The sequence below is a fragment of the Zhenhengia yiwuensis genome, assembly GCF_014384995.1.
Classification (GTDB): Bacteria; Bacillota; Clostridia; order Lachnospirales; family Cellulosilyticaceae; genus Zhenhengia; species Zhenhengia yiwuensis.
Genome location: NZ_JACRSY010000005.1, coordinates 51,709 through 74,897 on the forward strand (window position 1 = coordinate 51,709; position 23,189 = coordinate 74,897).

The following is a 23,189-nucleotide window of genomic DNA, read 5'->3' on the forward strand; positions in this document are numbered from 1 at the left end:
AAGATTCTATTAATTAATAGCATATCTTGCAGTTTATAGTAGATAATTATTAATTTATGAATTATAATACAAAAGTGAGATTATTTTAAATTAGGTGATGATATGAAAAAATATAATTTTCCCCATATTCTTGCAACCATATACTTCGTTTCTTTATTTAATATATCTTTTCTCTACTTTTCAAGACATAGGCAGCATGCTTATCTTATATTTATGTTTACTTTATGCATATTTAGCGTACTTATTGTGACTTTAAGTATCTATAGTTTAGATGCACATAATTCATCCCTATTATGTGTAATAGGATGTATGAATGGGACAAGTATACTTTTTATGACACTTGCACTTCCTCTTACTTGGGTTGAGTGTTATACAAAAGCACTAACTCCATCTCTAGCTAACTCCCTCTTTATACAATCTTTTAGCATTTTTGTTCTTCTTTTCTGTCTTGCAACTCTACTTGTATTTAATTACTTTGATCAGCCTCTTATACGCAAAAAAGTTTGCTATAGCTACATGTCTTTTACTTTAATTATTTTTACAGTCTATTTAATAGTTAATCATACTTTAACACATCCTAATAGTGTTCCTTATGATTACTTTATATTTTGCTTAGTTATTCTACTGATTATTAGCCTCTTAACTGTTTTTGCTAGCATACATATTGCAAATAAGAAAAATCTCCTTAAGGAAAGGAGTAATGCCTTTGTATTAGTACGTCTAACTTTGCTTAGCCTTACTATTATTTTAAGTTATGGTCTGAGTTACTTTATACCTAAGTATCCTTATATGGTCATACTGCTTACATGCGTCTTTCTCCTCTTTAAAATTATTATGAGTGATTCAATCCTCCAACATTCTCAAAGACTTATGACCAAATTAGAGCTTCACCACAACAATACTAAGCTTATGAATGCTTATTTAACCCATATGTCACATGAACAAGAAGTCCTTATTCAGCAATATCATTATATTGATACACTTTACTCTCAAATGATGTTTTTTTACCCTAATGCTCTATTCATTATAGTAAATCAAAATATTTATCATGTTAATGAAAATGCTAAAACACTTCTTAAGTATAAAGATTTAGATCTTATTATGAATACTTGTTTTATGGATTACATTGCACCCGATGATCGCCCAATAGTAGAAGAGATTGTTCATTCATTGTATAGATGCATCATTGAGTTTGAAACTGTAGATGTACACTTTATTACCTCTACAGGTGAACTTATTGATGTTGAGCTCTATCTTACACTTTCCCATGATAATACAGTCCGTGCTATTATTGCCTCTGCGAAGGATATCTCTGATAAAAAACAACGTGACCAACTTCAACGAGCTATAGAATTTGAGAAAATCAAAGTAGAGTTTTTCTGCACTATTTCACATGAATTAAAAACCCCTGTGAACATTATCTATAGTGCTACACAGCTTCAAAATAACTTTATTAACAATCATGAGTATGACAAAATTCCTCATTATAATACTATGATTGAACAAAATTGTATGAGACTCTTAAGACTACTTAATAATTTCTTAGATATTAATAGGCTAGAAAGCCATTATTTTAATATCTCTCCACGTACACTAAACATTGTCATGCTGACTGAAAATATATTAGATTCCATTCTTCCTTATACAGAGCGTAAAAATATTACTGCTATTTTTGATACTTATGAGGAAGAAGTCTACTGTACAGTTGATCCTGATCTTATGGAAAGAATTCTTCTTAATTTATTCTCGAATGCAATTAAATATGGGCATGAAGATGGGCATATTTGGGTAACTGTTACACTAGAAACAGGTTACGCCCATATACATATTAAAGATGACGGTGTCGGTATCCCTGATGAGAGTAAAGAACTTATATTTGAACGTTTTACACGTATTGAAAATGGTCTCATCAGAAAAGCCGAAGGGGCCGGAATCGGTCTTTCTCTAGTAAAATCTTTTGTTGAACTTAATAAGGGCTCTATAGAAGTAAAAAGTAAAGTAAACCAGGGCACAGAATTTATTATTAAATTTCCTATTGAAACGAATCCTACCTTACTACATGACCTAGATTATACTTATATGACAGGTAGTGATAAAGTAGATATTGAGTTCTCTGACCTTTATATGGATTAAACGAATTATGAAACAAATAAAAAGCTCCCTATTTAGGGAGCCCTTTTTATAGTTAAATATGTTTATTCTGCTACTTTAAGTCCTGCAATTTTAGCAAGTTCTACAATGGTAGCTTTTGATATTTTTTTACCTTTGTAGTCAATAAGGTCATCCATGCTTCCATTAAAGATATCTGCTGGTTCATACTTTTTAAGGATGATTTTTTCATCATCTACAAAAATTTCTAATGAATCTTTCTCTTGGATATTAAGGTTTCTTCTTAATTCAATTGGTAATACAACTCGTCCTAACTCATCGACTTTTCTTACGATCCCTGTTGATTTCACTTAAATCCTCTCCCTTTTAAAAAATATTGTCAACCCATGTAGATTTTTCTAATTTCTGTAATAATAAAGTACCATAATTAGCAATAAAAGTCAATTGATGTTTTGTAAATTTTTATCGATTTTTTAGATTTTTTTATCAATTCATTAATATAATATTGTATTACTGCATAATTCGTACCTATTATTTTTATATTTTTTTTATTTTTTTGTCGAATTTCCTGCTTATAGTATTTGTAGTTCTTAATTTGATTCCTATTAATTGATTTTTTTACCATGTAATTTGTACCCTTTTTGTGTAAAGTTTGTCCATCTTGCTGCATATAGTTATAGAGACAAGTCTATTTTATTATGTGTAAGGAGCGATATTATGCTGAATTATCTTTGGGGAGCTATGATTATCTTCTCCATGCTTATGGCTTTATTCGGTGGCCATATGCAGCAGATGACGCAAAGCATATTAAATTCAAGTCAATCTGCTGTTGAAATCTGTATTTCCTCATGTGGCGCATTAGCCATGTGGATGGGGGTTATGCGTATTGCAGAAAATGCACATCTTATAGATGCTCTTGCTAACCGCATGACACCAATTCTTAACTTTTTATTTCCTGATGTACCTCGTAACCATCCTGCCCGTAAATATATTGCCACAAATATTATAGCCAACTTTTTAGGACTTGGTTGGGCTGCTACACCTCCTGGACTTAAAGCAATGACAGAGCTTCAAAAACTTAATAAGACTCATCCTACAATTGCTACTCATGCCATGTGTATGTTCCTTATCGTCAATATTTCTACTGTCCAGCTCGTTTCTATTAATATAATTGCCTACAGAAGTGCATACGGTTCTGCCAATCCTACAGAAGTTATAGGCCCTTCTATTATTGCTACAGCTCTTTCTACCCTTGTAGCTATTACCTTTGCAAAATGTATGTATAGGAGGAATGATTAGATGAAGTTTCTCGTAACCTTATCAGACTTTCTTGTACCTACTGTTATGTTTCTCATTGTTGTCTATGGACTTATACATAAAGTAGATGTATTTCAATCTTTTGTAGATGGCGCAAAGGAAGGTATTAATGTGGTCCTTTCTATCCTTCCAACTCTTGTTGCACTCATGTTAGGTATAGCCATGCTTAGAACTTCTGGTGCCTTAGACGGACTCGTAAGGCTTCTTAGCCCTCTTGTCTCATTCTCTAATTTTCCAACAGAAGTTATTCCTGTTGCCCTTATGCGCACTGTCTCTTCTTCTGCTTCCACAGGGCTTATTCTTGATATTTTTAAGAATTATGGGCCCGACTCTTTCATTGGCAGGCTTGTATCTATCATGTTTGGATGTACAGAAAGTATTTTCTATACCATGTCGGTTTATTTTATGTCCATTAAGATAAAAAATAGTCGTTATACTGTTGTTGGTGCTCTCCTGGCATCTCTAGTGGGAATTACCATGTCTTATCTACTAACTGTCTACCTTTTCGGTGTATAAACTATTTTTTTTTAAGTCAAAGATGGTATAATATAACTATAATTTATACAAAGGAAGGATCCGAAAATGTTCGATAAACTTAAATCTTTATTTTCCCAAAAAGATGATGTATACGAAGATGAAGTATTATACCATAAAAATGGCAATATTATGTATGAAGGTGCTATGAAAGGTCCTATGTTTCATGGAACAGGTAAGCTTTATAATGAAGCAGGTAAACTCATCTATAAAGGTGAATTCAGAAGTGGTGAACCACATGGTCATGGCATAGCCTATTTAGACGACTGTGAGTCTTATGAAGGTGACTTCTATAAAGGGGAACAAACTGGAAAAGGTGTTTATCATTGGGCAGATGGTTCTTATCATGAGGGTGCTTTTCTAAATGGCATACGTGAAGGCAAGGGTATTTTCTACACTGCAGAAGGTACTATTTTTGAAGGAACTTTTATGAATAACAAGCTCCAAGGATATGGTTCTTGCACTTTCCCTAATGGTAACTTCTATGAAGGTGAATTTAGAGATGGCATTGCTACAGGACGCGGTAAACTTACACTTGGTGGCATTGGCACTTATGAAGGTGATGTAGTAGAAGGTATCCCTCATGGTAAAGGTACTTATACCTATGAAGATGGTTCTATGTACCGTGGTGATGTAGTACAAGGCCAACTTACTGGCAAGGGTATGAAAGTTTTTGCAAATGGACATAAATACATAGGTGAATTTAAAGATGGTATGATGCATGGTGAAGGTATGTATGAAGAAGATAACGGTGCTAAATACCAAGGCATCTTCGAAGAAGATTACATGTTAAGTTCTACTCATGGCAGTGTTATGCTCCCAGGCATTGGTATGTATGAAGGTGAATTAGTAGATGATAAGCCAAATGGTAAAGGAAAAATTAACTTCCTCCAAGGAGGTTCCTACATCGGAGAAGTTGTAGATGGTCATATTACAGGCTATGGTACACTCCATTATCCTAATGGTCATAAATATACTGGTGACCTTGTAGATGGCAAAATGCACGGAAAAGGTACCTATGAAGACGAAGAGGGTAATAAATATGTAGGACTATTCGAAGATGACTATATGGTAGAGCGTCTTGCTTAGACTAAAAGTACAGTACTATTCCAAGCAGTAGCAGATCATGTAACTATAAAGAAACTGTTAATGCTTTTCTAATCATTTTAGTTCTAGCAGGACTTATCAGCAATTCTACTCCAGACAGTAAATGGTTCCTAAACGGCATGAAAAAGAAAAAATTAACAAAAAAAGAATAAGCTAGATTGAGTTCACTACGCTCAATCTAGCTTATTCTTTTATAAACGGAGAGTATTCATCTGCACAAGTACATTGCCCATAGCAGATGCTTCAGTTGTTCCTTTAATAACCGCTTTGTGTGTTGCTTGTTTTACCACTTCACATAGATGTGCATCCTTCGTTCCGCCACCTACCATGCGAATAGTACTTATTTCTTCACCAATTAACTCTTCAAACTGGTGAACCGTCTCTTGATAAAGTTTCCCTAAGCCGTTATACACAGCTGTAGCCACTTCACCTATACTTTCTAACTGCACGTTATATTTTTCTTTACATGCAGCAATAATTTCCTGTTCCATATTGGTAGGTGCCATAAAGCGTTCATCTGCTATATCAATAGCATACTCATGGTTTACTTTGCGTGCCTCTTCTATAATATCTGGGAAATCTACTTTTAAACCTTTATCATTTAGACATTTTTTAAGTTGTTGTAAAATCCATAGACCATTAATATTTTTTAGAAGTCTCACCTTGCCTTTAGCACTTCCCTCATTGGTAAAGCCACTTAATCTAGCCTTCTCTTCTAATTGAGCTTTACTTACTTCAAGCCCCATAAGGCACCATGTACCACATACAAGATACATTTCATCTTCCTTTTCAATCTCAGCTCCTACTACTGCTGAAGCTGTATCATGGCTTCCTACTGCTATAATAGGAATAGGACCAAGACCTGTTTCTTCTTGAATAGCTTTTGTAAGTGTGCCTACCTGTGTACCAGGTTGTACTAACTCACACATTACGTTCCTATCAAGATTCAGCTTATCAAAAATTTCTTTGCTGTAGCCTTTTGTCTCTACATCAATAAGTCCACTTGTTGAAGCAATAGTTGCTTCATTATACATTTTACCTGTAAACAAATAGCCTAATAAATCTGGTGTAAAGAGCCACTTCTTACCATGATTTTTAATAATAGAATTATACTTCTTATCATAGTAAAGCTGATAAATAGTATTGAAAGCTGCTTTTTGTATACCTGTTATACCATATAATGTTTCTTCAGATATAATACTTTCTACTTCATCTATTACTTTTGCTGTTCTGCCATCTCTGTAATGAATAGGCAGATTAATCATCTGCCCATTCTCATCAAGCCACGCACCATCCACCCCCCAGGTGTCAATCCCCATGGATTGAATGCTTACATCTTTTCTTAAGGCTACTTTCTTTAAGCCCTGTTTCATTTCATGAAAGAGTCTTGGTATATCCCAATACATAGTTCCATTCATAACAACAGGATCATTAGGAAAACGATGTACTTCTTCTAGTTCTATCTTTCCCTCTTTATCAATACCTAGCATCAACCTTCCACTTGATGCACCTAAGTCAAATGCAATGTAAGCTTTATTCATAGTGGCAGCCTCCTAAGCTTTTTTGTAAAGTGGTCCGTAGTTTTTACATGCTCTAAAGTCTGCACCTTCCATATCCTTTGTACCAAATGCACTCCAAACTTTTGGTCTAAAAATACGTTCTTCTGATACGTTGTGCATTGCTACTGGAATTCTAAGCATTGAAGCAAGTGCAATTAAGTCTGCTCCAATATGTCCATAGCTAATTGCACCATGGTTAGCAGCCCATTCATTCATAACACTATAGACATCTTTGAATGCACCTTCACCTGTTAAGATTGGAGCAAACCATGTTGTAGGCCATGTTTGGTCTGTACGTTTGTTAAGTGTATCATGTACATCAGCTGGGAGATCAACTGTGTAACCTTCAGCAATTTGAAGAATTGGTCCAAGACCTTTAACCATTGATACACGGCTCATAGTTACAGGCATACCACCTTCTGAAAGGAAGCATGATGAGTAACCGCCCCCTCTAAAATATTCACGGTTAGCTGATGGCCAAGTTGTAGCATCAAGACAAGCCTTTACTTCTTCATCTGTAATATCCCAGAATTGTTTCATAACGGGCTCCCCATTTGCACCTTTTTGTTTACCTGTTGCATCAAGTGTTGTTGCTCCTGAGTTAATAAGATGGATAATACCGTTTGCAGCTCTACCTTCTAATTTATGTCCTGTTACACGTTCAACTGCTTCAGGACTCCAATATGTACGCACATCTGAGAAAATTTGTGATCTACCTGTAAGTAGGTGACCAAATAACATAGGTACACCGTTAAGTGCATCATTTTCTGTTGCTACAACAAAAGCTTCACGTGTGCCATTCCAGTCAAATGATGAATTAAGGATAGCTTCCATAAAGTCACCATTAGGTTTATAATCTGTCCATTGTCTTTGGCCTTGGAAACCTGCAGCAATGGCATTGTGTCCATTTGATTCTTCAATGAAACCTTTTTCAGCAAGTTTTTCATTCCCCACCATAAGGTCACGGCAAATAAGTGTCATTTTTACAACGAATTCCCAATCAGCTTCTTTACCTGCTGCATCTTTAACAAGATGAGGTTTATTAATTTCTATACCTTCTTTACAATTTGCTTTTACCCATGCAAGTGCTTTTTCATACTCATCTTTATCGTAAATTTCAAGTTCAATACGTCTCATAATTTCAATCATATCTACATACTCTGTTCTCATGCCTAAATAGTCACTGAAGAAATGTGGATCTACAATTGAACCTGCGATACCCATAGATACATTACCAATTGATAAATAAGATTTATTTCTCATATGTGCTACAGCAAGACCTGCTTTAGCAAAAGTTAAGATTTTAGTCTCTACATCAGATGGAATTGTTCTATCATCTGCATCTTGAACATCTTTTCCATAGATTGAGAATACTGGAAGACCTGCTTGAGCATGTGCTGCTGCTGCAGAAGCAAGATATACAGCACCTGGTCTTTCAGTTCCATTAAAGCCCCAGATTGCTTTAAGTCTATGAGGATTAAGATCAAGTGTTTCAGCACCATAACACCAGCAAGGTGTAACTGTAATAGAGATATCTACATTTTCTTTTTCAAATTTGGCTTCACATGCACTCGCTTCTGCTACTCCACCAATTGTAGTATCTGCAATAACACATTCTACTTTCTCACCATTTGGATGTCTAAGTGTCCCTTCAATAAGCTCAGCTACTGCTTTTGCCATAGACATTGTTTGGTCTTCTAATGATTCTCTAACGCCTTCTCTTCTGCCATCGATTGTTGGTCTAATCCCGATTTTTGGTAATTGCCCTTTTAAACGATATGTATTTGCCATTTTAAGTTCCCCCTAAATTTTCAAATTATAATTTTGAATGTCTTTGTGATTCATTCCTTTAATTAATTTTACTAAACGGTTAACTTCATGTTGTGAAAGCCTTTTTCTCCATATTTTAGATTGTGCAAAACTTATACAGTATTTGTATGGATTTATCTTTTTTTGTTTGTTTATTTTTTATATTATCATCTTAATTTTTATTATGCAATATATTTATATGTAATTTTAATAATATATTTAAAAATATTTATTTTTCTGTTATCACCCGTTTAATTTCTAGTCATACTTTACTATTATAGATAATTTATCTAGATAATCTTATGTAATTTAACTATTTTCTATAGATAAAAATAGTTCACCACAGTGTTTAAGTCTTTTCTATTAAATTTATTTACCATATATTTTTTAGTATAGTCTGTTACAGGTATTAGAATTTTAATGATTAGATTTCTCTAGTATTTCTTCTAGAAAATATGTTGTCTTTTGTGGTTTTCTATTTTTTATTACAAAACTCTTTTTAGCTTTACAATCTCCTTTTTAAACTAATTTTTATTTTATTGCAACAATTTTGTTTTTATTTTCAATAATTTTATATAAAATTATTTTTTTTTATTTTTCATTGTATAATACATACATTAATTTTATCTAAGTTTATTCTAGGGGGGAAGTTGTATGACTAAAAAAATCGACTATGCCATTGGAATTTTAATTGCATTATTTATTTGTATTTTATGGGCACTTCCATTGTTTAATGTACCTTTATTGAACTTTATTACCATAAGCCTACTTGTAGTTTTTTCTACCCTATATATGCTTTATATAAAAACTACACAGTTCATCTATCTATCACGTATACTTATTATTCCTTTAGTTCTTTGGTTCGTAACAGCTAAAGATAGCCTTGCTTTTATTAATGTTATGGGATTTATATGTGTATTTGTTTGCTGTCTATCTGCACTTATACGCTATCTCCAAGCAGAAAAAAGAGTGCTGTAAACTAGAAATCTAGTTTACAGCACTCTTTTTATATCTTAAAGTTCAACTAATACAGTTTTAACTTCATATGGTCCGAATTCAAGTGTAATAGCTTCTGATATGAAATGGTCACCTTCTGGTTTTTCCATAAGGTTAGATTCTTGCCATCCTTTAACTTTTGCATCTAAAGTAATTGTTGCTTTTTGTTTACCGCCTGTGTATTCATGGCAGCGGATTACAAGTGTTTTGCCATCTTCTGAGCGTTTTACAGCATCTACTTCGATATATTTATTATCAATATTTAAGAAGCTGTATACATCCTCTTTAGCTTTACCTGCTTCTACTTTAAGTGGATTGTTAAGATAGTAAGCACGGATTTCTGTATCTGCATCTACCCAGCTACCTTCATGAGGAAGAAGTGAGTAAGTAAATTCATGCTCACCTTGATCTTGCTCTGTATCTGGATGTGTTGCTGATTTAAGAAGTGTAAGTCTAATCACATTGTTTTTAATATCATGACCATATTTACAATCATTCATTAAGCTGACACCATAGTTACGTTCTGAAAGGTCAACCCATTTATGTGCTACAGTTTCAAAACGTGCCCAGTCCCAACTTGTATTCCAATGTGTTGGACGTTGTACGTTACCGTATTGTACATCATAAGTTGCATAAGTTGAACGAATATCTACTGGGAAAGCAACTTTCATCAGTTGTTTACGTTCTCTAAAGTCAACCCATGTTTTAAAGTCAATACGTTTATCTTCCACATAGAAAGTCATATCTTGTTTAATCTTTGTATTCATATAGTTCCATTCAAGACGAACAACCATATGAAGAGGACCTTTTTCAGTAACTTCCATACGTGTAAGGTCTGTTACTTCTCTCATTTTTTCTTGATAATAGATATCAATATCCCAAGCTTCATGTGCAAGAGGTTTATCTTCAAACATTTGAATAACGTTTGCTTTTGCACCTTTTGCAAGTACTTGGCGATCTGCCTTTTTATCTACAAGTGAAGTCATATGACCTACTTCATTAAGCTCTACATGGTAGAATGGTGTTTCAATGATACCGTCAGCAAAAGTAAATACATTTGTAGTATTTTCTACACTATTTGATGTATTATCCACAAGTTTGATTACTTTCCATCCCATTGCAGGTATATTATCCACATAAACCACATAACCATTGTGAGTTTCCTGAGCTTTAAGGACATTTCCTGCTTCATCTACAAACTGACCTTTTGCCTCTGTCACAATATGTGCATAGTCACTACGTTCCCAGTTTGTGTTGTTAATAACAGTCCATGTGCTTTCTTCAGCACCCATAATATTTGTAAAGACACTTTGTTCTATTTCTTTTGCAACAGCTTCTGCTTTTTCATAATTTACATGGCTATCTTTATATACTTCATTAATAGATGAACCTGGAATAATATCGTGGAACTGATGAGTCAGAATGATTTTCCATCCTTCTGTAAGCTCATCTTGTTTAGCCTCTTTGATATCACCTTTATTAATAGCATCCATTGCTGTTAACCACTCTACATTACGGTAGTAGTTTTCAAGGTAACGGTTCATTTTTTTGTTATAGGCCTGACTTGTATAAGTCCCTCTATGGTATTCAAGATAAAGTTCTCCATCCCATGTGTGAACGTACTCATCAGTATTTTCTATTTTTTCTCTAAGGCCTTTGAAGTAATCAGCAGCTTTACTTGTCTCAAGACTTGGGAGTCCTGGCATTTTATCTACTCTTCTTCTGTATTCAAGCATATCACGGTTTACACCGCCACCGCCATCACCATAACCGAAGGAAATAAGAAGTTCATCTGTAAGATTTTTATCACTGTAAGCATCATATACACCTTTTACGATTTTTGGTGTAAGATGGCCATTATATGTGTAGAACCATGAACCTGGCTGACTCCAAGGTTCTGGTGCTGTAATGAAGTGTGTTAAAACTTCACTACCATCCATACCGCGCCATTTGAATGTATCATGTGGCATACGGTTGTATTGGTTCCAGCTTATTTTAGTTGTCATGAACATTGGAATGCCTGACTTTTTAAGAATTTGAGGAAGTGCCCAAGAATATCCAAATACATCTGGAAGCCATAAGTATTTAATTTCTTGACCAAGTTCTTCTCTGAAGAATTTACTGCCTACTAGGATTTGTCTTGTTAAAGACTCACCTGATGTTAAGTTACAGTCAGCCTCAACCCACATACCGCCATCAGCTTCCCAGTTTCCTTCCTTAACCTTAGCTTTAATTTTTTCAAACATTTCAGGATAGTCTTCCTTAATGTATTCATAAAGCTGTGGTTGTGTTTGAAGGAAAGTATACTCTGGGTACTGCTCCATAAGGCGAAGTACTGTTGAGAATGAACGTGCACATTTTTCTCTTGTATGTTTAAGTCTCCATAACCAGGCAACGTCAATATGTGTATGTCCTACGCATTTTACTTTTACTAGGCTGTTTTTATCCATGTTATCAATGAGTTCATTAAGAAGATCGTCTGCTGCATGCACAGATTCATAGAACGCCTCACTACCTGGATAAGACCAGTCGATAAGTTTATAGGCTTTATCAAGTGCCATTCTAAGTTGTGGGACTACTGGATCAAATTCATTAAGAACCTTTAGTGTCTCTAAAATTACGCGGGTCATGAAGAAAAGGTCATCAACTTTTTCATCAAGCCATGCTAAATCTGCACGATTAATACGATGTTCTTGAGGAGTTGGGTTCCCTCCACCTTCAAGACCTGACCATAATCTAAATACAAGTTCTAAATCTTTTCCTGCATAGTTACTATCAAAGAACGCTTCTTTATGGTTAGAGTCAACACCTTGGTATGGTTTACCTTCTATGTAAAGCATAGATTCAAATCCTGAGTTATTTCCTCCTCCAGTGCTACCGAAGTCAAAAATACCAACGATTTTTTTCCCTTCCCATACTTTAGGTACACTCATAGTTTTTCTAAGCCATAAATAACGGTCACGACCACTCCATCTTTCCCCTACTGCCATTAAATCCCAACAAGCATCGCTTGTTGGGATTTCTGGATTAGAGACACCAGCAGTGTCTTCTTTGGCAAATAGGGACTCGAATGGAATAATATCTCTGTAACGATAACTTGCTAATTCATAAAGTCTCGCTTCTAATTTTCTATCAGTAAAGAACATATACCCCGAGCCTCCTCGTTTATTCTAATTATAGAGAATTGTTTTTGATGTATTCTACTAATTCATCAACTTGTGCGAATGCAAGACCTGTTACAGTATCTGCACATCCGTAGTAAATTGCAATTCTTCCTGTTTCAGCATCTGTAAGAGCTGCACATGGGAATGCAACGTTTGGAACGTCGCCTACGCACTCATATAATTCCTGTGGTGAAAGAAGATATGGTTTAGTTCTGTATTTAACGATCCATGGTTTTTCAAGGTCAAGGATAGCAGCACCGAAGCTGTATACGAAACCATTACAGCTGTTAAGAACACCGTGGTAGATCATTAACCAACCTTCTGAAGTTTCGATAGGGATTGGGCCTGCACCGATTTTTGTTGATTGCCATGCAGAGTCGTCACCTTTTACAGTTGACATTACATGTCTATGTTTACCCCAGAATTCCATATCTGGTGATTGGCTATAGAAGATATCTCCGAATGGAGTATGTCCTGTATCAGATGGTCTACTTACCATTCCGTAAAGACCATTGATTTTTCTTGGGAATAATACACCATTTCTGTTATATGGTAAGAATGCATTTTCTAATTGGTGGAATGTTTTAAAGTCGAATGTGTAAGCCACACCAATTGTTGGTCCATGGTATCCATTACACCATGTGATGTAGTATCTATCTTCGATGAAGCATACACGTGGGTCATAACGGTATTCTCTGTTAAGAATTTCTGCATCTTCACCTTCGAATGTAATTGGTTCATGGTTAATATTCCAGTTGATTCCATCTTCACTGAAACCAGCAAAGATATCCATGCTTCTTGATTTGCTATCGCATCTGAATACACCAGCAAATTTACCTTCGAATGGTACTACAGCACTATTGAAGATACTGTTTGATGATGGGATTGCATTTCTTTTGATAACAGGGTTGTTTGAATATCTCCAAACAACGTCTGTGCAACCTTCTGGTCTTTCTTGCCATGGAATATTTGGTAAAGCATTTCCAATAATTTTAGTCATGATTGTTCTCCTTTTAACTAAATTAAGCTATATAAAATCATTAATTGATCTTGCTTACAGAATTTCTATAAATGACTTGACCTGATACAAAGATTCTACTTTGCTTGTCCTTGTCACCATTTTCAACTTTTTCAATGATGAGATTTATTGCCTTCTGTGTCATAACGTCTAAATCCACTGCCACAGTTGTAAGCTTAGGATAAGAAATTTCTGCATAGATATCATTATCAAAACCTACAACAGATACATCTTCTGGAACTTTATAGCCCTTTTCAGTAAGATGCTTGACAAATTTATAGGCTGTATCATCACAGTTACAAACGAAAGCTGTTGGCATTTCCTCTGGGAGGATAAAATCAACCTCTTCGTTAGAATCATCTCTATCAGGAATAATACAATTGTTATTAATCGGAAGCCCTGAACCCATAAGTGATCTGCAGTAACCTAAAAAACGATCCTGAATACTACTTGTTGCATTGATATTGCCTACAAATCCTATAGATTTATGGCCGCATCTAATTAAATAGTTGGTAATCTCAAATGTACTATAGTAATTATCTGTTACAATGCAGTCTACATTCACATCTGCATTATAACAATCAAGAAAGAGCATAGAGATATTTAATTCCTTAATCACCTCAATATGTTGTTTCTTAACATCACCTAGTACGATGATTCCGCTAATGCCATTATCTATAAACATTTTGTTTACTTCTTGAGCACTAGGCATATTACTTCCAAGTGGATAAAGATTACACATGTAACCTCTTCTTGTTAAACTGGATGCTAACTTTTGATAAAAACGAAGATAGAAAGTTGTATACTCTCTTGCATCTACGTATTTTTCTTGAACCATAATAACTATATTTTTAGGCGTACTTATTGCTTGTTCACTGCCTGGGAGCTTGTATCCTAACTGCGCAGCTACTTCCTTAATCTTTTTTCTAAGTTCCTCACTTACGCCATCTTGACCTTTTAATGCTTTAGATACAGTAACTTTACTGATTCCCAGCTGGTCTGCAATAAATTGCATGGTAACTTCTTTTTTTCTTCTCATGTATTACTCCCCTCATCTAACAAGAGTCTCTTCTTTATTATCTCTTCCCCTAGTCCTCCAAGTCAAGCTTTTCGTTAAGTATTTTTCTATTTTTAACCTAAATATTTAAGTAACAATTCACCAATACCTACATTGTATCCAGCCCATGCATATTTTGCTTTCATTGGTTCATGCATAACATAAGCTAATGGAAGTTTTTTATCATGGATTTCAAATGCTTCATATAAATGATCAAGGTTTACTTCTTCTTCTCTTACATAAAGCTCGATATGAGGAAGCACTTTTAGCACCTTAGCAAGAGTTGGGTCATTAATATCTGATACATCTTTAAGCATGAATAAAATGTGCGGTTTAAGTGTAGAGTATTTATCTAAGCTATCAAGCATTTCATTAAGCAAGTGCTCTGTTGGTTCCCCACTTACTTCAAGATATGCTATGATTGCTTGCTCAGTACCTACAAGATCTTTAAGCTGTCTTGTTTCGCCTTCTAATGTTTTTACAGTAGCATCCTTTAACTCTACAACATGCTTTGTATCTTCTTTACGTGAAATATCAATTGTAATAACTGCCTCTTCACCTTCTGCTACCTCTGCATAGTACATACGACCATGGATTGTTCCATCAGCTTGTCTATCTGTTGTAATGATACGATAGCGACCTGCTTCTACGTCCATCTCTAAAGTATCTTCTTCAAATGATACGCCCTCAAGTTCAAAGCTTCTATAAACACCATGAATAAGTTTACCTACTGTAAAGTTTTTGTAGTAATCAAAGGCTTGCTCTTTATTTTCTTTTACTAAAGTAAGTTTGCTTGTTTTCTTAACTTCTTTACCATGTGTACCTAAAGTCACCCAGTTACCCTCTTTAAAGTAAGATACAGTTTGGTCATCTTTATTGAATTTAGCAGGGATACCAAAGCTTCTACAGATTGCTACGAATAATACTTTTCTTGAAACTTTGTTACCTACTTTAAGTTTAAGTAAACCTTCTGGTTCTGCGTAGAAAGTAGAATACTCTGTTTCTTCGCCAGCTTTTACTTCACTTAAAATATATTCATAAATTGCTTTAGGATTAGCCATGAAGTTAGCTTTTGTTTCTTCATCAAAACTTGCTGCAAGACCTTCTCTATAAGCTGTAATCATTTCAAATACAACTCTTGGAGCAAGAAGATGATTTACAAAAGTATCTTCTTCATATTGATCTTTAAATGCTATAGCACCTTGAAGATGAGCTTTAAGGATTTCAAATGTAATATCCGTGAAATCTTTTTTGTTAAGTGTGCTTAAAAGTTTCACTTTCCACTCTAAAAGCTCAGCTGTCTCTTCATCTTGGAAGAATTTAATAAGCTCAGCGTAGTTGCCAAGTGATTTTTCCATAGCCTCTTTAACTTCTGCTTCAAATGGTGCATAGTCTTTTGCGAAAGCTTCTGCTCTTTCTCCTGTGTAGAAAGTATCTTTAAATGCTGCGCGGATTGCTAATGCATTACTATGTTTTGCTTCATGTTTTGCTTTAACATCTTCTGCTAACTCTTCTTCTACAGGATTTTTACCTGTTGCTGGGATAAGTGTAAATTCTCTCATTCCTTCTTCTTTTACGAATGCATCAGGTACTGTAATTTCTAAAGTATCTTCTTTTCTTACATCCATTTGTCCATATGCATGTGCCCCATTTTTATGTGCACAAATCATAAGGTCACCAAATCCTGTTAAGAAGCTTACTTCGCCGTTATTATCTGTTTCCAGCTCTGCAAGCGCAAAAAGTTCTGAGTAGTTGATAAGCTCAAAACGTACATGAGCTCCAGCAAGTGCATTACCTTTTGCATCTTTTACTTTAACAGTAACACGTTTTGTATCTGCATAATGGCTAAGAAGGTTAACTTCTGTAGCTACTTTTGTTTGGTATACCATTTCTTCATCTTCAATAAGTGTTGAAAGCGGTTTACTGTGGATAAGCATACCTTTTGATGCAGGAAGCATAAACCAGCCTGTATCCATTTTCATTTCTGGCTCACAAGCACCTAAGAAATGCCACTCGCCATCAATCCATGCTTCTACCCATGCATGGTTATCATCACAGTGCGCCCATCTTGGAGCGTATACTTGTCTTGCAGGAATACCTACAGAGCGAAGTGCAGCTGTAAGAAGTGTAGACTCTTCACCACATCTACCATATGTGTTTTTAAGTACTGTGAATGGAGAAGCTGTACGGATATCTGTTGACTGATAAGTTGCTTTTTCAAAGCACCAGTAGTTTGTTTCAATGGTTGCATCATGCATGTTCATGTCTTTAATACGTGGGAAGATTTCAGATGCGAAAGCTTCTTTGTAGAACTCAACATTTTCATTGTTGATGCGGTACTGAAGTACGTAGTTAAGGAATAAAGAGTCCGTAAGTTTCTCTCCCCAAGCTACTTGTTTTCTCATTTCAAGAGCAGCTCTTACAAATTTAAGGAATAATTCTCCATCATAGTTTGCAAGGTCTTGCTCTGGCATGAAGGCATAAAGGTATTTAAGGCAAATTGCTTCGTCTTCGTTACATGTATCAAGAACACTAAATAACTCATGACTTCTGCCTTTAGCTAACTCTCTTACCTCATTAAAGCGCTCTTCAATAATCTGTCTATACTCATTAGATACTATCATGTAAGCGCCTCCTTATTTCTTTTCAGTAATCATTGTACGGCTGTCTGAGAAGATTACAATCTCTCTCTTACCGTCTTTTGATGTAGCTCTCATTTCAAATGCATTCTTTGTGATTTCAATCTCTGGTGTAATAGTAAAGTTCCATTCACCTTTAAGCTTTTCAAAATCAGTTGTAAAGCATCCGTGTTCATCATAGTGAGCATGTTGTTTATAGTAAAGTCTTCTAAGTTCCCATTTTGTATATTCATCTTCAGGGATTTCATATGTTTCATCCCCTTCAGTGAAGAATACAAAGCCCCATAATTCTGGGTAGTGAATATTAATTAAGCCTGTAGGTGCCCATACCCAGTTATCTTCAGGGTAGCTTCTACCTGTTTCAGGATTGATTTGTTTTGTAAATCCCGTTTCTGTTTCATCTACTCTCCAGTGTACACGAGAGAAGTTAACTCTGTAGTATTCTCCAGCCTTTGGATTACGGTTGTAATCATCTTGACCTTGACGAAGAACAGCAAATGGCATAACAACCTCTACCATCCAACGTTTGTTGTCTGCTTTTGGATTGTTAAGCTCACCATCAATATGTACAGCTGTTTGCATACCTTGGATATCAAATGCATTAATTGGTTTACCACCATCACGGTATGGTTTTGTAAGCATTAAATCCCATACTGTGTTAAGTGCATTCATTTCAAATTCAAAGTAAGCATGTGTATCTGAGTTTGAATCAATAAAAATTTCAAAGTCATTATCTTGGAAGATTACGCAGTCTCTTTCTGTGAGAGTTGCCCAGATTTCTGGTCCTTCAAGAACAGCTCCGAAGTAGAAGTTTTCATCATCCCATGTCATTTTCGCTCTTGTTTTAAAGCGAGGCATTGGTCTTTTATCCCCTTCAATATCTACGAAGTAATCTGTAAAAGGAATGTCTTCCCAGAATGGTTTATCAATATTCCCGTCAAGTGTAAAAGGCTTAGTAGCCTTTTTACACATATAGACAGGAGGATTAAATTCAATATCAGTTTGAGGAATTCTATAATTTACGCTCATGAATAGTCTCCTAGCGAATAATCTCTTAGTTATGTGTTACAACTGCACCAGAACCACCGTACATATCGATTTCGTCTTCAAGTTCTACTTTAACTACTGTGATATGTTCGTGTGCATCTTCTGGTCTAATGTTAATCCATGTTGTACCTGGAATGTTGAACCAAGGCACACCACCGTGTACTTCATGAGTTAATTCTTTGCCTGAGTGAAGAACAGTGATGCGTTTGATTGGTGTTGATAAACCTTTTAAGCATAAGCTTTCTTGTGGTGTATCATGTACGAATAAGTAAAGTGTTTTCTTATCTTTTGAAAGTGTGCTTCCACCAGCCCAGTAACGTTGCATAATACCATCTTCTGTGCCGTAGATAGCTTCTTCGTGTTCTTTAATCCATTTACCAAGACCAAGTAATGTTTCAACTTGTCTTTCTGGAATTGTACCATCTTCCATTGGTCCGATATCAAGAAGCATATTACCGCCCATGCTGATACAGTCAACGAACATACGAAGAATTTGTTTTAATGATTTATAGTTATTGTCTTTATGTTGGTAACCCCATGAAGAGTTAATTGTTGTACAGAATTCCCATGGTCCTACTGGACGAGTGATTGGAATACCTTGTTCTGGTGTTTTGTAATCGCCATGTCCTTGAAGACGTGAGTTGATGATAATATCTGGATTAAAACTTTGAAGGTAATGTTTGAACTCTGGAAGGTTCCATTGCTCTGCACTTCTTTCCCAGTCACCATCAAACCAAAGAAGATCTATCTTACCATAGTTTGTAAGAAGTTCACGAAGTTGGTTATTGTTAAATTCTAAGAATCTTTGCCATTTCGCTTCATCTTGAACGCCATCTGTTGGAGCGTTAAATCTATTTACTGTTGATAAATCTTCTGGCACTCTACCACCTTCATATACACTTGGGTAATCTGGATGTGACCAGTCGATAAGTGAGTAGTAAACACCTGAACGGATACCACGTTTTTGAATTGCTTCATAGAATTCTTTTACGATATCACGTTTAGCTGGAGTTTTCTTAACAACATTTAAATCACTGTATTGAGTATCGAATAATGCTACCCCATCATGATGTTTTGTTGTAAGAACTGCATATTTAGCACCTGATTTTTCAATAATATCAGCCCAGTATTCAGCATCAAAATTAGATGCTGTAAAACCATCTAATTGGCTCATGTAATCTTCATAAGAAATTCTTCCGTTAAAGAATGACCATGATTCTGCGATTCCTTTTACTGCATAAATTCCGTAATGAATGAAAATACCTAATTTAGCATCTGTAAACCACTGTTGCATAATAAACCCCTCCAATAATTTAATAATTTTATTATTTTATTAATTATTAATAAGCTCATAAAGAGTTCTTATTGCTACGCCTGTACCGCCTCTGAATTCATAATCACGAACAGCAGGGTCAACACATGCTGTTGCTGCGATATCTAAATGAATCCATGGGTGTTCTTCAACAAATTCTTGTAAGAACATTGCTGCAGTGATGGTACCGCCACCTGCAGCCCCTGTATTTTTAATATCAGCTACATCACTATTAATCCACTCTCTGTAACGAGCATCTGTAGGAAGTCTCCAGAATTTCTCCTCTGCTACTTCAGCAGCTTTAAGGAATTCATTATAGAAAGCATCATTATTTGAGATTGCCGCTGTATATACATTTCCAAAAGTAACACCAGCTACGCCGGTAAGTGTTGCAAGATCAAGTAGTTTACCTACTTTTTCTTCTCTAATAATATAAGTAATGGCATCTGCTAAAGCCAGACGGCCTTCTGCATCAGTATTTAATACTTGTACTGTTTTACCTGCCATTGTTGTAAGCACATCGCCTACTTTATAGCTACAGCCTGATACTACGTTTTCGCAGGCTGGAATAACTCCAATAACATTTTTCTTTACGTTGTTTTTAGCTAGTGCAATCATTGTTCCAAGAACACTTGCCGCACCACTCATATCTGTTTTTTGATAGTACATTGAATCTGTGTGTTTAAGTGAGTAACCACCTGTATCACATGTAAGCCCTTTACCTACAAGGCCGAAAATTTCTTCATCGCCAGCGTTCATATGGCGCATTACGATAAGTCTTGGTTTATTTACTGAACCGTTTCCTACTGTTAACATGGCATCCATGCCAAGTTTCTCTAAAGCTTCACCTTCTAGAACTTCTACTTCGAAGCCGCTTTCTTTACCACACTGTGTGATAATATTTGCAAGTGTCTCTGGATAGAGCACATTAGAAGGTTCGTTTATGATATCTCTTGCCATGTTGATTCCCGCTGCAATGTGCTCTCTTTCTTTTACACATCTGTTAGCAGTTTCTACTTCCACGACTTCTTGAATTGAAAACTTAAGTTCGCTTGCTTCTTGTTTGTCTGTTTTATATTTATCAAAAGCATATAACCCAAGACAAATAGCATCTGTCACTGCTTCAACCATTTGTACTTCTGTTAAAACGTTAGACTTAACAAGCTTAATGTTTGCTGCATCTAATTTTAATTCTCTTACTCTTCTTGCCCCTTTAGCTACAGCATTTCTTACGATTTCTTGTGTAAGCTCGGCTTCTTTGCCAAGACCTATAAGTAAAGTATATTTAACAACTTCTTCATTTGTAACAAGTGTGTAGAGTTCTTTCGCTTTTCCCTCAAACATACCTTTTAAATACATTAAGTTTTCTGGCATTTGGTCTTCATAAAACATTTCAATATTTACTTGACTACTTACTGCCTCGTTAATTGTAATATTCATAAACTCACCTTCTCATTAGTGTTCTTAAAGTTTTTCTATTTCTTTTCTCATATGGCCTGTTAAAGTATGTGTCTCATCTGTACCGTATTCCCAGTACATTACACCTAATAAGCCTTTTTCATTCATATATTTGATTTTGTGAGAGATTGACTCTTCATCATCATAACTAATGAATGTACTTCCATCGAATAAGTATGGTGCTTTACATACATCATCCCAATGTCTTGTAAAGCCATTTTTGTTGATGTAGTTTTGTGCTAAATCGCCGTAGCTTGGTCCATATGTACCAACTGTTTCAGCCATTTGAAGGTAACCATTATCCACATTTGGCACACCTTTCCACATTCTACTGTAGAATGCAACACCGATAACAAGTTTCTCTGCTGGTACACCTGCTGCCATGAAGTCACGAACAGCTTCTTCTGTACTTGCTGCAAATAAATCAATTTCTGGTGCATAAAGATTTGTGTGGTGACCTGTAAGAGTTTGGAATCCTCCGCGAAGATCATAAGTCATAAGTTGTACATAGTCTAATTGCTCTGCAACTTTGTCCATTTCTACACCTTTAAGGTAGAAGTTTCCGCCACCTGCTGCAATTGTAAGCATGTAGTACTTTTCAAATTTGTTTAAATCATCTCTGATTTGTTTAAGTAATGCTGTGAAGTTTTGTTTGTCTTCTTTGCATCCACCGATACCAGCTACTGTGTATGATGGGTATTCCCAGTCTAAGTCTAAACCGTCTAAACCATACTCAAGTACGATATCAATTGCTGTTTTAGAGAAATTTTTTCTACCTTCTTCTGTGTAAGCAGCTTCTGAGAAACCGCCAGCACCCCATCCACCAATAGATAAAACGAATTTAATCTCTGGGTTTAGGTTTCTGATTCTTGCCATATGATCTTTTGTAGCATCTGTGGCTGCATTCCATGTAACATTACCATCAATAACATGACCAAATGCGATATTGATGATATCAAGGTTTTTTGCATCAGCATCTGTAACATTTACTAAGTCTGCTGTGTTCACATAACCAATAAGTTTGTGTCTCATCATGGTGTACTCCTTTTTGGTAATAATAACTAAAAACTTTACTTTAATTTACTTTATAAGTTTTGTTAAGTAACTTATGTCTTATTTTATCATTTCTGTGCAAAATTTTCAATAAAATAATAAATCTAAATCATACTTTTGAAACCATTGCCTATAACTTCACTAGCATCTGTAATAATGACGAATGCATGTGGATCGACTGTATGAATCATCTTTTTAATCGTTACATATTCATTTTTTCCAAGTGCACAGAAAATGACTTGCTTATCCGATTCAGAGTACCCCCCTATCCCATTCATAATAGTAAACCCTTTACGTGTAGAATCACTAATATATGTTTTGATTTCCTCATTATGATCTGAGATAATAACAACAAATTTATTATTATTAAGGCTGCAAATCATACCATCCATACACATACTTGAAATATAAATGGCAATAATAGCATACAGTACTGATTCAATATTGTTAAAGACAATAGCGGATGCCCCTACCACTGTTAAGTTTAACACAAAAATCAGCTTGCCTACCTCAAATTGAGGAAATTTCTTTTGAAGAATAACACCTAAAATCGTAAGTCCACCTGTTGTAGACTCCGCCATATGTACTAAAGCAAGCCCCACTCCCATAAATACTCCACCAAATATACATGCAAGGAGGGGATCACCTTTATAAGTAGGAAAAAGAACGACTACATAGTCCGTTATAAATGAAAATAAAGTAATTGAAAAAAGTGCATTGTAAAAAAATTTCTTGGTCACATATTTATATGCCAAAATAAGAAGCGGGATATTAAATAAGAATGTAAAAAAACCTATCGGGAATCCTGTTACATAGTTCACTAAAATCCCAATACCACTTGCTCCCCCGGGTGCAATTTGCTGTGGTGCTGTAAAAGCATGAATTCCTAACCCATAAAGTACTGATCCAATAATATTTAATAATAAAAATTTACCGTATTTCTTAACGTCCACTTTTATTTACTCCTTTTTGTACTAGAAAGGCTCCCTTCAAGATGAAGAGAGCCTTTC

Annotated in this window: 17 protein-coding genes; 5 read left to right on the forward strand and 12 right to left on the reverse strand. The window is 35.2% G+C overall.

Features of this window, described 5'->3' with window-relative positions:
* Positions 1-309 precede the first annotated feature (309 nt).
* Complete coding sequence (locus tag H8718_RS04220) at positions 310-2,133, forward strand: PAS domain-containing sensor histidine kinase (RefSeq protein ID WP_249331770.1); 1,824 nt, start codon at positions 310-312, stop codon at positions 2,131-2,133.
* A 62-nt stretch (positions 2,134-2,195) separates the two neighbouring features.
* On the opposite strand, the gene H8718_RS04225 is transcribed toward H8718_RS04220, so the two are convergent.
* Positions 2,196-2,459 (reverse strand): AbrB/MazE/SpoVT family DNA-binding domain-containing protein, encoded by a 264-nt coding sequence (locus H8718_RS04225; RefSeq protein WP_177670562.1) that lies wholly within the window; start codon positions 2,457-2,459, stop codon positions 2,196-2,198.
* A 367-nt stretch (positions 2,460-2,826) separates the two neighbouring features.
* Here H8718_RS04225 and H8718_RS04230 point away from each other — a divergent pair, with 367 nt between their 5' ends.
* From H8718_RS04230 to H8718_RS04240, 3 genes are all read left to right on the forward strand, one after another.
* A complete protein-coding gene (locus H8718_RS04230; RefSeq protein ID WP_177670560.1) occupies positions 2,827-3,408 on the forward strand; it encodes a nucleoside recognition protein in 582 nt (193 codons plus the stop codon).
* Entirely contained in the window at positions 3,409-3,942 is a 534-nt protein-coding gene (locus H8718_RS04235) for a spore maturation protein (RefSeq protein WP_177670558.1), read from the forward strand. It begins immediately after the preceding gene.
* 66 nt (positions 3,943-4,008) lie between these two features.
* Positions 4,009-5,049, forward strand: coding sequence for an MORN repeat-containing protein (locus H8718_RS04240; protein ID WP_249331773.1), 1,041 nt, complete (start codon positions 4,009-4,011; stop codon positions 5,047-5,049).
* A gap of 209 nt (positions 5,050-5,258) precedes the next feature.
* Here the strand turns inward: H8718_RS04240 and H8718_RS04245 are convergent, their stop codons facing one another.
* On the reverse strand, positions 5,259-6,608 hold the full coding sequence (locus tag H8718_RS04245; protein WP_249331776.1) for a rhamnulokinase: 1,350 nt from the start codon (positions 6,606-6,608) through the stop codon (positions 5,259-5,261).
* A gap of 12 nt (positions 6,609-6,620) precedes the next feature.
* Entirely contained in the window at positions 6,621-8,417 is a 1,797-nt protein-coding gene (locus tag H8718_RS04250) for an L-fucose isomerase (protein WP_177670553.1), read from the reverse strand.
* Positions 8,418-9,089: 672 nt separating this feature from the next.
* On the opposite strand from H8718_RS04250, the gene H8718_RS04255 reads away from it, so the two are divergent.
* Positions 9,090-9,413 carry a hypothetical protein gene (locus H8718_RS04255; RefSeq protein ID WP_177670551.1) on the forward strand — a complete coding sequence of 108 codons (324 nt, stop codon included), beginning with the start codon at positions 9,090-9,092 and terminating at the stop codon, positions 9,411-9,413.
* 35 nt (positions 9,414-9,448) lie between these two features.
* Here the strand turns inward: H8718_RS04255 and H8718_RS04260 are convergent, their stop codons facing one another.
* The 9 genes from H8718_RS04260 to H8718_RS04300 form a co-directional block, all read right to left on the reverse strand.
* Positions 9,449-12,577, reverse strand: a complete 3,129-nt coding sequence (locus H8718_RS04260; RefSeq protein WP_249331779.1) for an alpha-mannosidase — start codon at positions 12,575-12,577, stop codon at positions 9,449-9,451.
* 28 nt (positions 12,578-12,605) lie between these two features.
* Complete coding sequence (locus H8718_RS04265) at positions 12,606-13,595, reverse strand: glycoside hydrolase family 130 protein (RefSeq protein WP_177670547.1); 990 nt, start codon at positions 13,593-13,595, stop codon at positions 12,606-12,608.
* A gap of 40 nt (positions 13,596-13,635) precedes the next feature.
* On the reverse strand, positions 13,636-14,652 hold the full coding sequence (locus H8718_RS04270; protein ID WP_177670545.1) for a LacI family DNA-binding transcriptional regulator: 1,017 nt from the start codon (positions 14,650-14,652) through the stop codon (positions 13,636-13,638).
* Between the two features lie 92 nt (positions 14,653-14,744).
* On the reverse strand, positions 14,745-17,294 hold the full coding sequence (locus tag H8718_RS04275; RefSeq protein WP_249331780.1) for a transglutaminase domain-containing protein: 2,550 nt from the start codon (positions 17,292-17,294) through the stop codon (positions 14,745-14,747).
* Positions 17,295-17,306: 12 nt separating this feature from the next.
* Positions 17,307-18,338, reverse strand: coding sequence for a carbohydrate-binding family 9-like protein (locus H8718_RS04280; protein ID WP_177670542.1), 1,032 nt, complete (start codon positions 18,336-18,338; stop codon positions 17,307-17,309).
* A gap of 25 nt (positions 18,339-18,363) precedes the next feature.
* Positions 18,364-19,650, reverse strand: coding sequence for an alpha-L-fucosidase (locus H8718_RS04285; RefSeq protein ID WP_177670540.1), 1,287 nt, complete (start codon positions 19,648-19,650; stop codon positions 18,364-18,366).
* Positions 19,651-19,689: 39 nt separating this feature from the next.
* Positions 19,690-21,108 carry a leucyl aminopeptidase gene (locus tag H8718_RS04290; protein WP_249331782.1) on the reverse strand — a complete coding sequence of 473 codons (1,419 nt, stop codon included), beginning with the start codon at positions 21,106-21,108 and terminating at the stop codon, positions 19,690-19,692.
* Between the two features lie 24 nt (positions 21,109-21,132).
* On the reverse strand, positions 21,133-22,161 hold the full coding sequence (locus H8718_RS04295) for a glycoside hydrolase family 18 protein (RefSeq protein ID WP_177670536.1): 1,029 nt from the start codon (positions 22,159-22,161) through the stop codon (positions 21,133-21,135).
* 122 nt (positions 22,162-22,283) lie between these two features.
* Positions 22,284-23,132 carry a YitT family protein gene (locus H8718_RS04300; RefSeq protein WP_249331785.1) on the reverse strand — a complete coding sequence of 283 codons (849 nt, stop codon included), beginning with the start codon at positions 23,130-23,132 and terminating at the stop codon, positions 22,284-22,286.
* Positions 23,133-23,189: the final 57 nt, after the last annotated feature.